17 protein-coding genes and 4 pseudogenes are annotated in these 16,678 nt (G+C 68.7%); 10 read left to right on the top strand and 11 right to left on the bottom strand.

Translation table 11 applies throughout. The features are described from left to right. The first annotated feature begins 12 nt into the window (after window positions 1-12). Window positions 13-824 (top strand): IS5 family transposase gene (locus SCK26_RS06010; RefSeq protein ID WP_318200212.1). Its coding sequence is split into 2 segments (ribosomal slippage): window positions 13-360 and window positions 363-824, totalling 810 coding nucleotides; the frame shifts between segments, so codons are not numbered across the junction. Here the strand turns inward: SCK26_RS06010 and SCK26_RS37925 are convergent. Beyond that, the gene (locus tag SCK26_RS37925) at window positions 793-1,353 is read right to left on the bottom strand and encodes a tyrosine-type recombinase/integrase (protein ID WP_412080836.1); all 561 of its coding nucleotides are present in this window, start codon (window positions 1,351-1,353) and stop codon (window positions 793-795) included. The genes SCK26_RS06010 and SCK26_RS37925 overlap by 32 nt on opposite strands. Before the next feature lie 300 nt (window positions 1,354-1,653). On the opposite strand from SCK26_RS37925, the pseudogene SCK26_RS06000 reads away from it, so the two are divergent. Then, a pseudogene (locus SCK26_RS06000) lies at window positions 1,654-2,160 on the top strand (IS701 family transposase); the annotation flags it as partial. Window positions 2,161-2,237: 77 nt separating this feature from the next. On the opposite strand, the gene SCK26_RS05995 reads toward SCK26_RS06000, so the two are convergent. Together SCK26_RS05995 and SCK26_RS05990 are read right to left on the bottom strand one after the other, a co-directional pair. Continuing rightward, window positions 2,238-3,065, bottom strand: a complete 828-nt coding sequence (locus SCK26_RS05995) for a class II aldolase/adducin family protein (RefSeq protein WP_318200211.1) — start codon at window positions 3,063-3,065, stop codon at window positions 2,238-2,240. A 38-nt stretch (window positions 3,066-3,103) separates the two neighbouring features. Continuing rightward, window positions 3,104-4,075: a phenylacetaldoxime dehydratase family protein gene (locus SCK26_RS05990; protein ID WP_318200210.1), complete on the bottom strand. Its 972-nt coding sequence runs from the start codon at window positions 4,073-4,075 to the stop codon at window positions 3,104-3,106. A 276-nt stretch (window positions 4,076-4,351) separates the two neighbouring features. Between SCK26_RS05990 and SCK26_RS05985 the strand changes: the two genes are divergently transcribed. The 3 genes and pseudogenes from SCK26_RS05985 to SCK26_RS05975 all read left to right on the top strand — a co-directional run. Further along, window positions 4,352-5,575, top strand: a complete 1,224-nt coding sequence (locus tag SCK26_RS05985; protein WP_318200209.1) for an ATP-grasp domain-containing protein — start codon at window positions 4,352-4,354, stop codon at window positions 5,573-5,575. Between the two features lie 16 nt (window positions 5,576-5,591). Beyond that, window positions 5,592-7,058, top strand: coding sequence for an FAD/NAD(P)-binding protein (locus tag SCK26_RS05980; RefSeq protein WP_318200208.1), 1,467 nt, complete (start codon window positions 5,592-5,594; stop codon window positions 7,056-7,058). 767 nt (window positions 7,059-7,825) lie between these two features. Next, window positions 7,826-8,429 (top strand): annotated as a pseudogene (locus tag SCK26_RS05975) (transposase); the annotation flags it as partial. On the opposite strand, the pseudogene SCK26_RS05970 reads toward SCK26_RS05975, so the two are convergent. Continuing rightward, window positions 8,374-8,559 (bottom strand): annotated as a pseudogene (locus tag SCK26_RS05970) (MFS transporter); the annotation flags it as partial. The pseudogenes SCK26_RS05975 and SCK26_RS05970 overlap by 56 nt on opposite strands. Before the next feature lie 109 nt (window positions 8,560-8,668). Then, window positions 8,669-10,072 (bottom strand): NAD(P)-binding domain-containing protein, encoded by a 1,404-nt coding sequence (locus SCK26_RS05965; protein ID WP_318200207.1) that lies wholly within the window; start codon window positions 10,070-10,072, stop codon window positions 8,669-8,671. Between the two features lie 167 nt (window positions 10,073-10,239). On the opposite strand from SCK26_RS05965, the gene SCK26_RS05960 reads away from it, so the two are divergent. The 3 genes from SCK26_RS05960 (at window position 10,240) to SCK26_RS05950 (ending at window position 11,172) form a co-directional block, all read left to right on the top strand. Beyond that, a complete protein-coding gene (locus SCK26_RS05960; RefSeq protein ID WP_318200206.1) occupies window positions 10,240-10,470 on the top strand; it encodes a hypothetical protein in 231 nt (76 codons plus the stop codon). Window positions 10,471-10,512: 42 nt separating this feature from the next. Then, on the top strand, window positions 10,513-10,887 hold the full coding sequence (locus SCK26_RS05955) for a metalloregulator ArsR/SmtB family transcription factor (RefSeq protein ID WP_318200205.1): 375 nt from the start codon (window positions 10,513-10,515) through the stop codon (window positions 10,885-10,887). 96 nt (window positions 10,888-10,983) lie between these two features. Beyond that, window positions 10,984-11,172 (top strand): hypothetical protein, encoded by a 189-nt coding sequence (locus SCK26_RS05950; protein ID WP_318200204.1) that lies wholly within the window; start codon window positions 10,984-10,986, stop codon window positions 11,170-11,172. Window positions 11,173-11,543: 371 nt separating this feature from the next. On the opposite strand, the gene SCK26_RS05945 is transcribed toward SCK26_RS05950, so the two are convergent. From SCK26_RS05945 to SCK26_RS05935, 3 genes are read right to left on the bottom strand one after another with little or no spacing between them, the layout of a single operon-like run. Then, the gene (locus SCK26_RS05945) at window positions 11,544-12,605 is read right to left on the bottom strand and encodes an ArsO family NAD(P)H-dependent flavin-containing monooxygenase (protein WP_318200203.1); all 1,062 of its coding nucleotides are present in this window, start codon (window positions 12,603-12,605) and stop codon (window positions 11,544-11,546) included. Continuing rightward, complete coding sequence (gene arsB, locus SCK26_RS05940; RefSeq protein ID WP_318200202.1) at window positions 12,602-13,720, bottom strand: ACR3 family arsenite efflux transporter; 1,119 nt, start codon at window positions 13,718-13,720, stop codon at window positions 12,602-12,604. Before arsB ends, SCK26_RS05945 begins: the two co-directional genes overlap by 4 nt. After that, a complete protein-coding gene (locus tag SCK26_RS05935) occupies window positions 13,717-14,025 on the bottom strand; it encodes a metalloregulator ArsR/SmtB family transcription factor (protein ID WP_318200201.1) in 309 nt (102 codons plus the stop codon). Before SCK26_RS05935 ends, arsB begins: the two co-directional genes overlap by 4 nt. A gap of 95 nt (window positions 14,026-14,120) precedes the next feature. On the opposite strand from SCK26_RS05935, the gene SCK26_RS05930 reads away from it, so the two are divergent. Together SCK26_RS05930 and SCK26_RS05925 are read left to right on the top strand one after the other, a co-directional pair. Then, window positions 14,121-14,522: an arsenate reductase ArsC gene (locus SCK26_RS05930; RefSeq protein ID WP_412080835.1), complete on the top strand. Its 402-nt coding sequence runs from the start codon at window positions 14,121-14,123 to the stop codon at window positions 14,520-14,522. Between the two features lie 16 nt (window positions 14,523-14,538). Next, window positions 14,539-14,811 (top strand): annotated as a pseudogene (locus SCK26_RS05925) (NAD(P)/FAD-dependent oxidoreductase); the annotation flags it as partial. Window positions 14,812-14,874: 63 nt separating this feature from the next. Here SCK26_RS05925 and SCK26_RS05920 read toward each other — a convergent pair. The 3 genes from SCK26_RS05920 to SCK26_RS05910 form a co-directional block, all read right to left on the bottom strand. Beyond that, window positions 14,875-15,372 carry a nucleoside deaminase gene (locus SCK26_RS05920; RefSeq protein ID WP_318200199.1) on the bottom strand — a complete coding sequence of 166 codons (498 nt, stop codon included), beginning with the start codon at window positions 15,370-15,372 and terminating at the stop codon, window positions 14,875-14,877. Window positions 15,373-15,522: 150 nt separating this feature from the next. Next, entirely contained in the window at window positions 15,523-15,993 is a 471-nt protein-coding gene (gene cynS, locus SCK26_RS05915; RefSeq protein ID WP_318200198.1) for a cyanase, read from the bottom strand. A gap of 105 nt (window positions 15,994-16,098) precedes the next feature. Then, the gene (locus tag SCK26_RS05910; RefSeq protein ID WP_318200197.1) at window positions 16,099-16,677 is read right to left on the bottom strand and encodes a carbonic anhydrase; all 579 of its coding nucleotides are present in this window, start codon (window positions 16,675-16,677) and stop codon (window positions 16,099-16,101) included. Window position 16,678 lies beyond the last annotated feature (1 nt).

The raw sequence follows: 16,678 nt of genomic DNA, 5'->3' as shown, positions 1-16,678 counted from the left end.
CAGTCTGGGGCGATGACTGCTGTGCTTGTCGAGCGGATGGTGCCAGGAGACCTGTGGGAGTTGTTCCAGCGGGTGGTGCCGCCGGCGCCGGTCCGCCCGCAGGGCGGAGGGCATCGTCGGCGAGGGGATCGCGAGGTGCTGGCCGCGATCATCTTCGTGGCCACCTCGGGCTGCACCTGGAACCAGCTGCCACCTGGGTTCGGCCTGTCGGGAGTGACGGCCTTCCGCCGGTTCACCGAGTGGACCGAGGCCAGGGTGTGGGCCAAGCTCCACCGCCTGGTCCTGGACGAACTCGGTTCCCGGGGTGGGCTGGACTGGTCGCGGTGCGCGATCGACTCCGTCAGCGTCCGGGCCCTCAAAGGGGGCAGCTGACGGGTCCGAATCCGACCGACCGCGGCAAGAAGGGATCGAAAATCCACCTCATCGTCGACCGTAACGGCCTGCCCCTGTCGATCGGCATCTCCGCCGCCAACCTCCACGACAGCCAGGCCCTCATCCCGCTCGTCCGCGGCATCCCGCCCATCCGCTCACGTCGTGGCCCCCGTCGCCGACGGCCCGGCAAGCTGCACGCAGACAAGGGGTACGACTACCAGCACCTGCGGCGCTGGCTGTCTTCCCATGGCATCCGGCACCGCATCGCCCGCAAGGGCGTCGAGCCGTCTCAACGGCTGGGCCGGCACCGCTGGGTCGTGGAACGGACCGTGTCCTGGCTCTCCGGCTGTAGACGCCTCCACCGCCGCTACGAGCGGAAGCCGGAACACTTCCTCGCCTTCACCGCCATCGCCGCGACCCTCATATGCCACCGCAAGCTCCAACTGAAATGATGTCTAAGTCCGCTATATCCAGAAAACACCGCTGACCCTCACTCCTGGGGGTCAAGGGGTCGCAGGTTCCCGATTCGTGAGAGTCGCAGGTCAGGGCCGGTTTCGGAGAAATCCGAGGCCGGCCCTTGATCGTTCTTGGGGACCAGTTGGGGACCAATGCTCCCTTGACCGGTGTCAGCGGGTCATGACGATCGGGCTCGGGAGCGAGCGGGGGGGCGCGGAGCGCGCTGAGGTGTGCGGAGAGTGCCGCGCCGGCGGCCGTGATCTTGTGGACGTCGGGGTGGAGGTAGCGCTGGGTGGTCATGAGGGAGCCGTGGCCGGCGATGCGCCGTAGGACGTGGACCGGGACTCCCGTGTCGGCGAACCAGGTGAGGCCGGTGTGCCGGAGGTCGTGGCGGCGCAGGTGTTCGTAGCCGAGCCTGATGACCACGTCGTCCCAGTGGGTGGCGTCGCGCAGGACGGCGGTGGAGATGCGTCCGCCGCGCGGGCCGGTGAACAGGCGGGCGTCGGGGGCGGGGCCGGCGGACAGGACGCGCTGGGCGACCAGGGGGCGGATCTCCTCGATGATGGGGACCTTGCGGGCCCGCTGCCTTTGGTGCCCTTGTCGGTCGGTCCGCCGGGTGCGGGGCGGTCGTGGACGCGTCCACCCGGAGACGAGCGGCCAGGTCGCTGGTCGAGTACCAGGCGTTGGTCAGGACCGTCGCGGCTGAGCATGCGGTAGACCGCCCAGCGCCCGCCGTCGGTCCGGGCGCGCTGAAGGAGGCGTGCAGCTCGTCGTGGTGGGCGGCCAGGCCAAATTCCCACTCGTCACCCGCGTGATCGGCCGCGCGCCGGACGCCGGCCCGCGGCCAGGGTGGCCGGCGACGAGGTCTGTGGAGGCGACCCGCACCTGCGGACCGCGCTGGAGCAACGGCAGCTCCAATACGTCCTCGCCGTTGCCTGCGACCACCAGATCACCACCCGTGCGGGCAAGATCCGCACTGACGCCCCGGTCAAGAAGCTCCTGAAGCCGACCTGGCAAAAGCTCTCCGCAGGAGCCGGAGCCAAGGGACACCGCTACTCCGACTGGGCCCCGGCCGACATCGCCAACGATCGGCCCGGCTGCCGCGACCTGCTCGTCCGCCGCGACCGTAGCACCGGCGAACTCGCCTTCTGCCGCTGTTACTCGGCGACCCGGGTGCCGCTGTCCATCATGGTGAAGGTGGCCGGACGCAGATGACGCAGATGGACGGCCGAAGAGGCATTGCAGTCCGGCAAGGGTCTGACCGGACTGGACGACCACCAGGTCAGACGCGGGACGTCCTGGCGCCGCTGGGGCACCCTCGCCATGCTCGCCCTCCTCCCCGCAGCCACCGCGCTGGAGTACCAGGAGGCGGCAGTCTTCTCATGTCTCGTCGCGATGCCGGGAGGGCGTCACTCATCGAGCAGTTCGGGATGTTCGTGGGCGACTTCGTCCCACAGGAGCTCGAAGCTGAAGCGTGCGAGTTCGGGGGCGCCGAAGCCTTCGGCTGCGGCGAGGGCCTGTTCGTGGGTGAGGGTTTGAGGGGTTCCGGCTGCCGATGCGAGGAGTTGGACGTGGGCACAGGTCTCGTAGGTGAAGAACCAGTGCACGGCTTCTTCGATCGATGCACCGACGGTGACGAGACCATGGTGCTTGAGGAGGAGGGCCCGGTGGTCGCCGAGCTTGTGAGCCATGTCGCGGCCCTGGGCGACGGTGACGGAAGGGCCTTCGTAGTCCTCGTAGAGAACCTGCTGCTGGTAGAAGGCGGCTGACTCCTGGTCCAGTGGGATCAGGAGCTGGCCGAGGCAGCCCAACGCGCGGGTGTGCACGGTGTGGCCGTGGGCGACGGCGGTGACATCGGGCCGCAGCTCGTGGATGGGTGAGTGGATGACGAAGGAGCTGGTGTTGAGGCGGTGGTGGCCCTCCACCACGGTCCCGGTGGCATCGACGCAGATCAGGTCGGCGACACGGAGACGGTTGAAAGAGAGACCCAGGGGGTTGACCCAGAAGTGATCAAGGTGTTCGGGATCACGCACGGAGATGTGGCCGGAAATTCCTTCTCCGTACCCGAACTTGCCGAAGAGGCGCAGGGCCGCGGTCAGACGCTGTTTGCGGTGGCGGCGTTCGTCGGCGGGGGAAGCGAAGACGGGTGGGTCGGGGATGGGCAGGCCGGTACCGGAATCATGGCGCGTCACGTGCTGGGTCCTCTCGCTGGACGAGGTGGGGCAAGTACTGAACAACGACCCGGGAGATGAGGAGGCGACGGACTTCGGTCGTCCTATTCATGGCGGCCGAGTGGCAGCAATCCGGTGGCCGGATGGCATCCGGCATAACGGGCCCGTACGGAACCCGGTGGGAGCACGCTCACCTCGTGCCACAGCGCCACGTCCAGGCAGCCCTGTTCTTCCTGGAGCATGGAGAAGAACGAACGGTATATCCGCAGATGCGTTTCGTGGAAATGGGTCCACGACAGAAGATGATCGAGTGAGACGAACCAGGCCACGGTGCACGCTCTGTCCAGCGGGCGTCCATCCATATCCTGCTCGAGTATTTCCCGAGCACATATGCAACCAGTTTCCGGGTGCTCGGCCAGGTAGCTGACACCTCTTTTTTTAACCGGCTGTACCTTTTGCAGGAAAGGCAGGCGGAAAACACTGCTTGCTGACCAGTCCTGGGCGGTGCGGATCAGGCAGATACCGCCTTCCACGACGACGTCCACGACGCTGTCGTGGGTCTTGAACGCCGCACCATGGGTTGGCGGAGCCGAGGAGTTCCGCATGCGGTCGCGCGCGGACCCCCAGTAGTCATGCAGCTTGGTCGGTTTCTGGTCGAGGATTTCCGCCAGCCCGCTCGTGGGGTACTGGTCCTGCCGGTGGGTGTGCAGGGTCTCGGTCGCTGTGACGGGAATCAGCGCCTCTTCCCACCACCAGCCCGCTTCCTGGACGGGAGCCGAGCGTTTCCCCTCGGCGACCCACGAGCGATGCCGGGCCGGCTCGAGCCAGTAGGCGAACCATACGGTGTTCATCAACCCCGAAGAGTCCGTGAACGAACCTCGGTTGACGACATCCGGTCGGCTGGGCGACCGGAACCTTTGACACATTTCCGCCGCTGCCGCCTCATGCACCGCACCAGCGGCGGACTGCACACCGTACTGACCCATCACGTAGGCCGTGCAACCCGACGGAAAAACCCCGGTGAACGCGGGAAACCGAGGAGTGTGCTGGACCGGGTCAGAGGATCGCTTCGTCATGGCTCATCATTTTGTGCGGAACTTCGTAAGAGATCCCGACCAGGAGCACGAGGAGTCGGGGAACGGAGATGATCACGATCCAGTCTAGCCAGTTTTCGCGATCCCGCATCGTCTGGGCCGACGCCGGCCCGAGCGGCTTTATTGATCTTTCTCCGATCGCGCTTTGCCGGGTGTGACAATAATCTTGGGATGGCGAGGTGCGCTCGCAAACCCGGACTCCGCCTTGTGGTGACGGGCGGCTGGTTCAGACTGGGATCGATGAGAGGGGGTGCGCTGATGATCGCCCTGGTGAATCCGGTATCGAGCGGCGTCTTCCTGTCGGCGGCATTCCGCGAACGCGGCGAGGAGTGTGTGCTCGTCTACAGCGGACACTTCGCCGCGGCGGCCGAGGACGGCGGCCCCGGTCAGTGTGTGATCCACCGGAACGTGCACAGAACCGCCCGCCTGCTGCGCGACCTGCGTGTACGTCACGTCGTTCCCGGGAGCGAGGCCGGCGTCGACCTTGCCCACCGTCTCGCCGAACACCTGGACCTTCCACGCAACGAGGATGCGACGGCCTCGGCACGGTTTGACAAGGCGCGCATGGTGGACGCTCTGGGTGACGCAGGTATCGAGGTACCCCGGCAGGCCCTCGTAGCCACCCGGAAAGACCTGCCTGGCGCCCTCGATCACGTAGGACTGCCGGTCGTCGCCAAGCCCCCCGCCAGTTCCGGGAGCGACGGGTGCAGGATCTGCCGTACGGAACAGGACGCCGCCGAGCATTTCATGGCTATCCACCAGCGCCCCAACCTGCTCGGTGCGGTGAACGAGGCAGTGCTCGTGCAGGAGTACCTTCCCGGTTCTCAGTACCTCGTCTCCACGGTGAGCATGGACGGACAGCACTATCTCCACGAGCTGTCGCGCAGCTGTGTCGACGAACGCGACGGCATGCCGACCCGGCGCCACACGATCAGTTGCCACCGTCTCGGGCTCGAGGAGCACCGCGTCCTCGCCTACGTGTACGCGTGCCTGGACGCTCTCGGGATCCGGCGTGGCGCGGCCAACACGGACGTGCGCCTCACGCAGGCCGGGCCCCGGATCCTCGAGGTGAACGCCCGGATTCTCGGGCCTACTCTTGATCCGGACCCCTACTTCAAGGCGTTCGGGTCGAGCCAGCAGCACCTCCTGGTGGAGAGCCTGCTCGCTCCTGCCGACTTCCGGCGGCGTCTGCGTCTGGGGTACACCCCGCCGAACGTAATGGGGAAGGCGTTCCTGCGCAGCTTCGGTTCCGGTGTTCTGCGTGGTATCCCGGGGCTGGAAGCCGTCCGCCGCCTGCCGGGTTTTCACAGCGGCACGTCCCTGCCCGAGGTCGGGAGCACGGTCAAGGACCACGCTCTCACCACGGGAAGCACGGGCATCGTGTACTTCGTCCACGAGGACGAGCCCGTGGTCCAGAAGTCCCTTGCCGTCGTGATGGGCATGGAAGACGCGGGCACGCTTTTCGACATCGTCGCGGTGTGACCCGCAGGCAACGGTCGTGCTCCGCAGTGTCGCCGTGGTGGGAGCCGGGGCTACCGGTACGTCAGCGGTGGTCCACCTGGCCAGGTGTGGCGTTGCCCAGCGCATCGACGTCTTCGAACCAGGCGCGATCGGTCACGGGGATGCCTTCTCCTCTACAGACCCGGCGCTCTTGTGCAACACCTCGGCCGACAGCATGTCGCTGATGGCCGATCGGCCCGATGACTTCGTCGACTATCTGCACGGACTCGGCTTTCCCGTGACACCGCTTGACTGCGTACCGCGCTATCTGTTCGCACAGTACTGCCGGGACCGGTACCTGGGCGTACGTTCGGCAGCCTCGGCGCTCGGCGTGCATCTCCAACACCACCGGGAGAAGGTGGTCTCCGTGGCGGGTGCGGGACCGGGTTACACCCTGCGGACCGGGAGCGGGGCCGAATGGCCGGCTGACGCCGTGATGCTCTGCATGGGAATGGACGCGTGGACCCCACCGGTCATCCGGCCGTTCCGGTCTTACTCGGGGGTGACGCCGGCCTCGGCCCTGGGGCCGGCGGCCGCCTTGCCCCACGACGCCCGTGTCCTGGTCCTGGGAAGCCGGCTGTCCGCGGTCGACGCGGTGATCACCCTCGGCCGTTCCGGCGCCCGTGTGCAGATGGCTTCACCGTCGGGCACCCTGCCCTCCGTGAGGACCCGGATGTACCCGGATTCCTCGGCCAGCGGATCGCTCACGGCCCTGGCGGGACACCCCTGGGTGGAGACGACGGACGCGGGGCAGGCCGAGCGCTTCGTCGCCGGACTGGTCCGTTGTCTGGCCGGTCACGGCCGTCCCCACCTTCGAGACCAGCTCTCCCTGGCGCATGACCCGGTGGAACGCCTCCGTGCGGAGATCACCATCGCGGAGGAAGGACGCAACTTCTGGCAGGAACTGACCGTCGAATTCATCGCGCTGACCAATGAGTGGTTGCTCCGGCAGCCACCAGCGGTGTGGCAGGACTTCTGGGTAATCGTGGAAGACGTCCTCGACCGCTACATCTCGGCCATGCCGGTGAGCAATGCGAAAAAACTCCTGTCACTGGCGGACGCCGGGCGCCTCGAGGTGGGCCGGCGCCGGCCCACCGAGCTGACCCGGACGGGTGACCGGTGGGCCATGAAGTGGCGGGACGGCTCGTGTGATCATTTCGACGCCGTCGTCTACGCCACCGGTTACCGTCCGCCCTCCATGCGGTGTTCGGAGGGCAGACTCCTCTTGGGAGAACACCGACGGGGGGCGCCGGCCGCGTTGTCAGCCGATCTGCGTGTGGATCTCGGACGAGACATGGACGAGCGCGTATTCGCGGTAGGACAGTGCTCCGCGACCCGGGTGCCGCTCGTGCACGGAGTAGTCGCTGTCGTTCCTCAGATCTCCCGCGTGGTGCGCGAGTTGCGTGCGCTCCCAGCGCGGAGTTGCCGAGGTGTCGGTCAGTCCCTCCCGGTGTTCCATCCGTGAACAGGCGTCGGATCCTGAGATGTCGGGTCGCGCCGACTGCACCACCCCGGCCAGGTCGACCAGGTCTGCCTCCGCGAGATCTGGCGGACCTGGTCGCACGCATCCCACTCGGCCCCGAAGCGGGGGGTGGCGGAGCCCAGGTCCCAGCCAGGTTGGTTCGCCAGTACGCCGCGACCAGGAGTACTCAGAATACTGCCTCGGTTGTCAATCCTTCCGGTAGATGATCGTGTTGTCAGTGCGGCGCGCGAATGCCATCACTTGCCCGACGCTGTTCCTGATAGCTGTGATCTCACTGTCAATCTTAAAATGGTTCAATTGTTGCCAGTCAGACCAGGTGGTGTGGTTGTTCGGGGTCGCTTGGACCCGCTTGTATACGATATTGAAATCGCTGCGCACAAACAACGGCTGGAACGAGGGCGGATGGGGCCAGCACTTCCTCGGCGGACCTATCGAAGGAGATGCCGCGGTCGGACAGAACGGGGACGGCCGCCTGGAAATGTTCGCACGCGGCACCGACAACAACGTCTACCACCGCTGGCAGGAAGGCAACGGCTGGAACCCGTCATGGGGGCCTCTGGGCACCGGGCAGATCATGGGCAACGTCGCCGTAGCGCGGAACGACGGCGGCACGCTGGAAGCATTTGTACGCGGCACCGAAAACGGCGTGTACCACCGCTGGCAGAAAGTACCGGGAGGCGCGCGGAATGACGGCAACTGGCGACCGTTGCCCGGCCTTCAGGCAACAAGCGATGTCGCAGTGGCCCGAAGGAATTGTTTGCCTGCTGCGCAAGGGGGTTGGCTGGGCCGATGTGCCGACCGAACGTGTCGGCTCCAGCGGGGTGACCGCCTGGCGACGGCTACGCGACTGGACCCAGGCCGGAGTCTGGCTCCGCCTCCACGAGCTTCTCCTGAGCGAACTACGCAAGACAGCACTGCTCGACATGGACGACGCCGCTGTCGACGGCTCGCACGCCAGGACCCTCGAGGCAGGGGACCACACCGGGCCTTCGCCGCTCGACCGGGCTCGCCCAGGCAGCAAGCATCACCTGATCACCGACCGGCACAGCACCCCGCTCGCCGTCTCCCTGACCGGCGGAAACCGCCACGACGTCACCAGCTCGTCCCACTGCTCGACGCCATACCGCACCGAGGACCGCCCGCAAGGGCACCGCTCACGGTTCCGGCCCGGGCAAGACCCGCTGGGTCGTCGAGTGAACCTTTGCCTGGCTCCACCAATTCAAACGACTACGGATCCGCTACGGGACACGCGCCGATCTTCACCTCGGACTCCTCCAACTGGCTTGGAGCATCGTCCGCTTGAGAGGAGTCCGCAGAGGCGGCCGTAGTGGGTGGTGCCCCAGCGGTTGGTGATGGCGGTGGCTTGGAGCAGGGTGAGATTACCGCGGACCGTGTCGGCCGCGGCCGACACGGCGATAAGTAGGACATACGGGCCGGGGACGGCGGCGAAAGCGGTGGTGGTCAGTCCGCCGAACGCGGTCAGGCATGCCCCGGCTCACGATCTGCGTGGCGCAGAGGGCGGGCAGCGCGACGCGGGGCCGCGACCGGTCTCCTGGTCCGGTCGTGTGCCCCGCCTCGGGTGCTGAGGTCTGTCACGAGCCGCAGCAGCCGCCCGCCGAAGCCTGCTCGGCGGACGTCCCGACCGCGGTGGAGGCGCCGAGCTGGACGAGGTGCGGCGCGGGTGCGCAGCAGCCGCCACCATCAGCCTCCTGGGCGTCGGGAGCGTCGAACAGACCGGCGCCACCGCACACACCCGTCTCGGGGAGGGTGAGCTCCACGCGGTCGGCTGCGTCGAGGTCGCCGGCGATCGCGGCTGCGACGGAGCGGACCTGCTCGTAGCCGGTCATCGCCAGGAAGGTCGGGGCGCGGCCGTAGGACTTCATGCCGACCAGGTAGACGCCCTGCTCGGGGTGGGAGAGTTCGCGGTGGCCGTGGGGGTAGACGGTGCCGCAGGAGTGCTGGTTGGGGTCGATCAGCGGCGCGAGCGCGACGGGTGCCTGGAGACGTTCGTCGAGGCCCAGGCGCAACTCATCGAGGAAGGACACGTCGGGGCGGAAGCCGGTCAGCACGATCACCTCGTCAACCGCGTCCAGGCGGCGCCCGTCCTCGCCGACCAGAACCAGGCGGCCGTCGGCGTCCCGCTCGATGGCCTCGGTGCGGAAGCCGGTGACCGCGTCCGCGTGCCCCTCGTCGACGGTGGCCTTCGCCGCCAGGCCCAGGGCGCCGCGCGCCGGGAGCTGGTCGGCCTCGCCGCCGCCGAAGGTGGAACCCGAGATGCCCCGGCGCAGGATCCACACCGCCTTCGTCCCCGCGCCGTCGTCGGCCTTGGCGAGGCCGGCGAGGTAGGCGAGCGCGGTGAAGGCGGAGGCGCCGGAGCCGATGACGGCGGTCCGCTTGCCCGTGTACCGGGCGCGGACGGCGGGGTCCTGGAGGTCCGGGACGCGGTAGGTGATCCGGTCGGCGGCGGCCTTCTCGCCGAGCGCGGGCAGTCCGCTGCCGCCGGACGGAGACGGTGTGGCCCACGTGCCGGAGGCGTCGATGACGGCGCGGGCGAGGAGGCGTTCCTCACGGCCGTCGGCGTGGGCGACGTGTACGACGAATGGCCGGGCCTCGCGGCCGGCGTCCACGATGCGGTCCCGGCCCGCCCGGGAGACACCGGTGACGGTGACGCTGAGGCGGACACGGTCGCCGAGGGCGTCGGCAAGGGGCTGCAGGTAGAGCTCGGCCCAGTCGCCGCCGGAGGGATAGGCGGCCGGGTCGGGGCGTGTCCAGCCGGTGGGGGCGAGGAGTTTCTCGGCGGCGGGGTCGACGACCTCACCCCAGGTGGAGAACAGGCGCACGTGCGCCCACTCGCGCACCGCGGCACCGGCCCTCTCGCCGGTTTCCAGGACCAGGGGCTCGATGCCCTGGTCGAGAAGGTGGGCGGCGGCGGCCAGACCGGCGGGGCCGGCCCCGATCACGACGACGGGCAGCTCGGTGGTGGCGGGCGCGTTCACGGCGACTCCTTGCGTGTTTCGACATCTGTCGATGGCTTGCGCGGCCCAGCATGGCACCTGTATTGATGAGGGTCAACATAGACGTTCATCGAAGTCATGGAGTTCACCGGCGCCGACGGGACCAAGATCGTCTGGCGGGGCGGGACGCGGGAGGGGGTCGAGGTGTCGTGCTCGCCACCGGCTACCGCCCCGACCTGCCCTGCCTCGCCGGCCTCGACGGCGCTCTCGACGCCACCGGGAACCCCCGGCACCGCGAGGGGATGGCGACCGGGGTTCCGAGGTCGGCGTTCGTCGGGCTGGAGTGGCAGTGCGGTCTGCCGTCGAACTCGCTGCGCGGCGTGGGCCGTGACGCGCACCGCGTCGCCCGGCGCCTGGCCGCCTGTCTCGCGCGCCGGTGACGGTCCTCGCCTCACTGGTTCGATGTATGTCAACATAGACGCATGTCGAATGCGAAGGTGCTGCCGCTGCTCGAAGCTGATGGTCAGGGCGTGGTGCCGTGCTGCCCGCCGTTGACCGAGCGCCCGATGACCGCCGAGGAGGCCGTGACTGCCGCGCGCATGTTCAAGGCGCTCGGCGACCCGATCCGCTTGCGGCTGTTCTCCGCGGTGGCCTCGCACGAAGGCGGGGAGGCGTGCGTGTGCGACATCTCCGATGTCGGCGTCTCCCAGCCGACGGTGTCCCACCACCTGAAGAAGCTGAAGGAGGCCGGGTTGCTGACCTCCGAGCGGCGCGGCACCTGGGTGTACTACCGCGTCGAGCCGTCCGTGCTGGCCGCCATGGGCCAACTGCTGGTAGGTGCACCGGCTGCGGCATGACCACCATCGGACGCCCGCCGCAATGCCCGGAGCCGCCGCAGCGGTGGGCAGCCAAAAGCGGTAGTGGACGAGGCGGGCGGTTGCCGTCCTGACGGGGTGGAGGAAGCCGAAGACCGGTTGAGTCTGCCCCGGCCCCGCTGGGCCGGTGCCGGGATCGCCGTCTGGGGCGGTGCCGGTGAGGACGATCCCGTCCTCGCCGGCGGCTGTCTGCGAGCGGCCGAGACCGCCGCCCGACACCGGATCGCCCACGGCCCGGACGATTCGCTGCCCCTTCCGATCCTGTAGAACTACCGGCACGGCATCGAGCCGTCGCTGAAGTGGCTGATCCGCAAGGCCGCCCAGTGCGCGCTGCGCGAGGGCTGCGCGGAAGAAGAAGACCTCAGCCCCGAGCAGTTGGACAAGCGGCTGCGCACGCACAACATCAGGAGACCTCGATCCGCAGTCCTGGAGCCGGCTGAACTGGCTGGACAGCGAGGATGCGACAGGTGAGGCGTACCGGTACGCCCTGGTCGGCCACGGCGCCGGCCGGGCTCCCGCCCGTCCCGTGCGGCGGAACGTCAGCTCACAGCGCTGTCGGAAGACTCGTCGCTGATGTCACTGACAAGAGGCACCTCCGCACAACCGGTCAACTCGGCGCGTGGCGGTCGCTCCGGCGCCTACGCCGGCAGGCCGGTGATTTCACGGACGGCCTCCCGGGCGGTGCGGCCGACGCCGATGAGGGTGGCCGAGGCCGGGCCGGTCCAGTCGCCGTAGCCGAGCAAGTGCACCCGCGGCTCGCCCAGAGCGCGCGTGCCGTCGTTGGGGATGCGTCCGCGCGGCCCACGCAGGCCCAACGGTGCGAAGGGGGCCAGCGCCGGGCGGAACCCGGTGCACCAGATGACCGCGTCCGCGCCGCTGTGGCTGCCGTCGGCCCACCGGACACCCTCGGTGGTGAGCTGGGAGAACATCGGCTTCGCGGTCAGGAGTCCGGCGTCGCGGGCGGCACGGACGGGCGGCACCGCGACGATGTCACCGAGCGAGGCGATGCCGCCGGTGTCGTTGCGGCCGGCGTCGAGAGCACGGCGGCGGGCGGTGGCAACGTCGAACAGGGCGCGGCCGTCGATGTCGTCGGGGAGGAGACGCGGCGGGCGCCGGGTCACCCACGTCACCTCGACGTGGCCGTCCAGGGCGAGGTCGGCAGCGATCTGCGCGCCGGAGTTCCCGCCGCCGACCACCATGACGCGCCGGCCGGCGAACTCGGCCGGCGATCGGTAGCCCACCGTGTGCAACTGCCTCCCGGCGAAGACGTCCCGGCCGGGCACGGCGGGAAGAAAAGGCCGTGACCACGTGCCGGTCGCACCGATGACCGCGCGGGTCCGCCAAGTGCCGGAGTCCGCCTCGACCAGGAGCCGGCCTGCGTCGCGGCGCACGGCCTCCACGCGTGTGCCGTGCTGGACGGGCAGGTCGTAGCGCTTCTCGTAGCCGGTGAGGTAGTCCACCACGTGCCTGGCATCCGGATACGTCCGGCCCGCCTGGGCGGGCATGAGGCGGCCGGGCAGCGAGGAGTGCTCGGCCGGGGAGAACAGGTGCAGCGAGTCCCACATGTGCTGCCAGGACCCGCCCGGCGCCGCACCCGCGTCCAGGATCACGAAGTCCAGCCCTTGGCGCCGCAGGTGGTAGCCGGCGGCGAGCCCGGCCTGGCCGCCGCCGACCACCACCACATCCGTCTGCTGGGTCACGACGCCGTCGTCACCGCCTCACCCGCGAACCTTTCCCGCCACGCGAGTGCGACGTAGACCAGGCCGATCAGCACCGGGACCTCGATGAGCGGGCCGACGACGCCGGACAGGGCCTGGCCGGAGGTGACGCCGAAGGTGGCGACGGCGACCGCGATGGCCAGCTCGAAGTTGTTGCCCGCCGCCGTGAACGCCAGCGTCGCGGTGCGGTCGTAGGCCAGGCCCAGGCTCTTGCCGAGGAGGAAGGTGCCGAAGAACATGACCGCGAAGTAGACCAGCAGCGGCAGTGCGATCCGGGCGACGTCCAGAGGCTGGGAGGTGATGGTCCTGCCCTGCAGGGCGAAGAGGATGACGATCGTGAACAGCAGCCCGTACAGCGCCCACGGGCCGATTTTCGGCAGGAACCTCGCCTCGTAGTCGGCACAGCCCAGCTTCTGCTCGCCGACGCGGCGGGTGAGGAAGCCGGCCAGCAGCGGGATGCCGAGGAAGACGACGACGTTCAGAGCGATGTGCCAGACCGACACGTCCAGGCCCTGTCCGTCGCCGAGGTTCGTCCAGCGGGGCAGCAGGTCGAGGTAGAACCAGCCCAGCAGGCCGAACGCCAGGACCTGGAACACCGAGTTCAGCGCGACCAGTACGGCGGCGGCCTCGCGGTCGCCGCAGGCGAGGTCGTTCCAGATGATGACCATGGCGATGCAGCGAGCCAGGCCGACGATGATCAGGCCGGTGCGGTACTCGGGCAGGTCCGGCAGGAAGATCCACGCCAGTGCGAACATCACCGCGGGGCCGACGATCCAGTTGACGACCAGCGAGGAGATCATCAGCTTCTTGTCGCCGGTGACGCGATCGAGCCGGTCGTAGCGGACCTTCGCGAGGACCGGGTACATCATGACCAGCAGGCCGAGCGCGATCGGGAGGGAGATCCCGCCGACCTCGATCTTCGCGAGCGCGTCGTTCATGCCCGTGACGAGACGGCCCAGGCCCAGGCCGACGGCCATGGCGAGCAGGATCCACACCGCGAGGTAGCGGTCGAGGGTGGAGAGCTTCTTGACGATCGAGTCGTCCCCGGCCGGGCCGGTGCCCCGGGTTGAGGCGGTGGTGGGCTCGGTGGAGGTCACGGGCAGGCCCTCTTGTTCTCGGCGGCGGTGCGGGCGGAGGCGGCCAGCTCGGCGAACTGCTCGGACAGGCCGGCCAGGACTTCGGCCTTGAGCTTGTAGTAGGTGAAGCGGCCGCACGGCTCGGTCTCCACGATCCCGGCCTCGCGCAGCACCTTCATGTGGTTGGACAGGTTGGTCTGCTTGGCTCCGGTCTCCTCGACCAGGTGCGTCGTGCAGAGCGTCTCGCGCGCCAGCAGGGTCACGATCTTCAGGCGGAGCGGATCGCCCAGCACCCGGATCACATCAGGATCGACTGAAGTCAGCATGTACTGATACTTTCATATCACCGCCTGCTGATATCAGCGGGGACTGTAGTCATTGGCGGCTGGGTTCCGCCATGCGACGAGAGAGAACGATCATCGTGGCCGACAAGCCGTCCGTCCTGTTCGTCTGCGTCCACAACGCCGGCCGCTCCCAGATGGCCGCCGCGTGGCTGACCCACCTGGCCGGCGACCGTGTCGAGGTCCGCTCCGCCGGCTCCGACCCGGGTGACCAGGTCAACCCGGCCGCTGTCCAGGCCATGGCCGAGGTCGGCATCGACATTTCCGCCGAGACGCCGAAGATCCTCACCATCGACGCGGTCCGCGAGTCGGACGTCTGCGTCACCATGGGCTGCGGCGACACCTGCCCCGTCTTCCCCGGCAAGCGCTACCTCGACTGGAAGCTGGAGGACCCGGCCGGGCAGGGCGTCGAGGCCGTCCGCCCCATCCGCGACGAGATCAAGACCCTGGTTGAGGGCCTGATCTCCGAGATCGCCCGGTGAAGCCTGAGGCGACGGCGTGAGCGGGATACGCGAGGTCGTCATCATCGGCTCCGGCCCGCCGGCTACACCGCCGTCCTCTACACCGCCCGCGCACAGCTGAAGCCCCTGCTGTTCGGCAGCTCCATCTTCGTCGGCTGATCGCGGACCACCACGACCGAGGTGGAGAACTTCCCCGGCTTCCCCGGCGGGCCCGTCCTGATGGAGAACACGCGGGCCCGGGCCGAGAAGTTCGGTGCCGAAATGATCGACGACGACATCACGGCCGTCGGCCTCACCGGCGACATCAGCGTTTCGCCGGGGTCGGGTGTGCCGCCGGGCAGGTGGACCCAGGCCACCTTCTCGACCGCCTGGGTCAGGCGGCGGGGGTGCCCGCGACGCGGCGCTCGCCGCCGTTGCGCTGCTGCCAGAAGCGGTAGACGTCTACGGCGTCCTCGCGCTCCTCGTAGCGCATCGGCATCCGTCGGTCCTGCCAGGGCTTGGCGAACTCGTCGTAGAAGGTGCCGAGTTCGAAGTACTTGCGGTCGTCGACGTAGTGGGGCTCGTAGGCGTCGCGGGTGGTGAGGAAGACGACCTCGTCGGGCGAGCAGTAGTACAGCGCGCCCAGGCACATCGGGCAGGGGTGGGCGAGGACGTAGATGGTGGTGCCGGTCAGGTGCTCGGTGCCCAGCTTGGTGCATGCGTCGCGGATGGCGAGGATCTCCGCGTGCGCGGTGGGGTCACTGGTCTGGGCCACCTTGTTGGGGCTCTCGGCGAGGATCTCGCCGTCCTTGACGATGACGGTCGCGAACGGACGGCCGCCCTCGGCGACGTTCTGACGGGCGATGTCGATGGTGCGCTGGACGAAGTCCATGAAAGATCCTCCAAGGACGGGAAAGGGGCGATGCGGCCGACGGGCGGCTTCGCGGGGTTCGGGGAACGGGGCGGAGCGGGCCGAAAGGCTGTTCTTCCGGCCCGCCCCGTTGCCATCTGCCCGTATGCGACGCTGTATCGGCGCCGGGGGTCAGAAGGGCTTGGTCGGCAGGTACTTGCCGTCCAGGGTGATGACGGCGCGCTCGCCGCCCTCGGGGTCGGCGACCTTCTTCACGTCGAGCCTGAAGTTGATCGCGGAGATGATGCCGTCGCCGAACTCCTCGTGAATCAGGGCCTTGAGGGTCGTGCCGTAGACCTGGAGCATCTCGTAGAAGCGGTACATGGTCGGGTCGGTCGGGATCCGGTTCGGCATCGAACCGCGGACCGGGATGGTCTGCAGCAGCATCACCGCGTCGTCGTCCAGACCCAGCAGCTCGGCCACGGCCTTCGCGGACTTCTCCGGCAGCGGGTGCTGACCGAGGACGGCGGCGGTGGTGAAGGCCACCGACAGGCCCGAGGCGTCAGCGATCTGCTTCCAGGAGAGGTCCTTGACGGTCTTGGCCTCCACGGCCTTGGCGGCCAGGGCCTCACGGGCGGTCGAGTCGAACTGTGCGTGCACCATGATCAGTACGTCCTTTTTCTCGGCTGGGCCACTTCACGAGCAGGAGGTGGAAGTGGCGAGTGGAGGGATAAGCGTTTCCCGGGCGGGAGGCCGGAGCCGGGAGTATCAGGCCGCGAGCGGGGCGGTCAGGTCCTGGATGCGGCCGGTGGGGATGTCGAAGACCCAGCCGTGCAGGGTGACCTTCCCTTGCGCCAGCGCCTTGGCGACCGAAGGGTGGGTGGCCAGGTTCGCCAGCTGGGCCAGCACGTTCTGCCGTACCAGGGCGGGAACGCCACCGTCTGCGGCGGTGCGGGCCACCGAGGCGTCCGCGTGCCGCAGCCAGGTGGCGACCGCCGGGGCACCGCCGAGGTCGTGGCCCTCGGCGAGTGCGGTCATCGCACCGCACGCGGAGTGCCCGCAGACGACGATGTCCTTGACGCCCAGTGCGGCGACCGCGTACTCGATGCTCGCCGTGATCCCGTCGGCCTCAGGGGTGTAGGCGGGCACCAGGTTGCCGGCGGTGCGGATGACGAACAGGTCACCCGGCTCGGTGCCGGTGATCAGCTCGGGGACGACACGGGCGTCGGAGCAGCCTATGAACAGCGTCTGCGGCGTGTGATGTGTGGCCAGATGGGCGAAGAGCTCCGCCTTGGCCGGGAAGACGTCCCGCTGGAAACGGGTGACGCCATCGGCGAGGTCCTGCATG

The organism is Streptomyces sp. SCL15-4 (assembly GCF_033366695.1).
Classification (GTDB): Bacteria; Actinomycetota; Actinomycetes; order Streptomycetales; family Streptomycetaceae; genus Streptomyces.
This window is presented reverse-complemented; position numbering and strand designations above follow the sequence as displayed.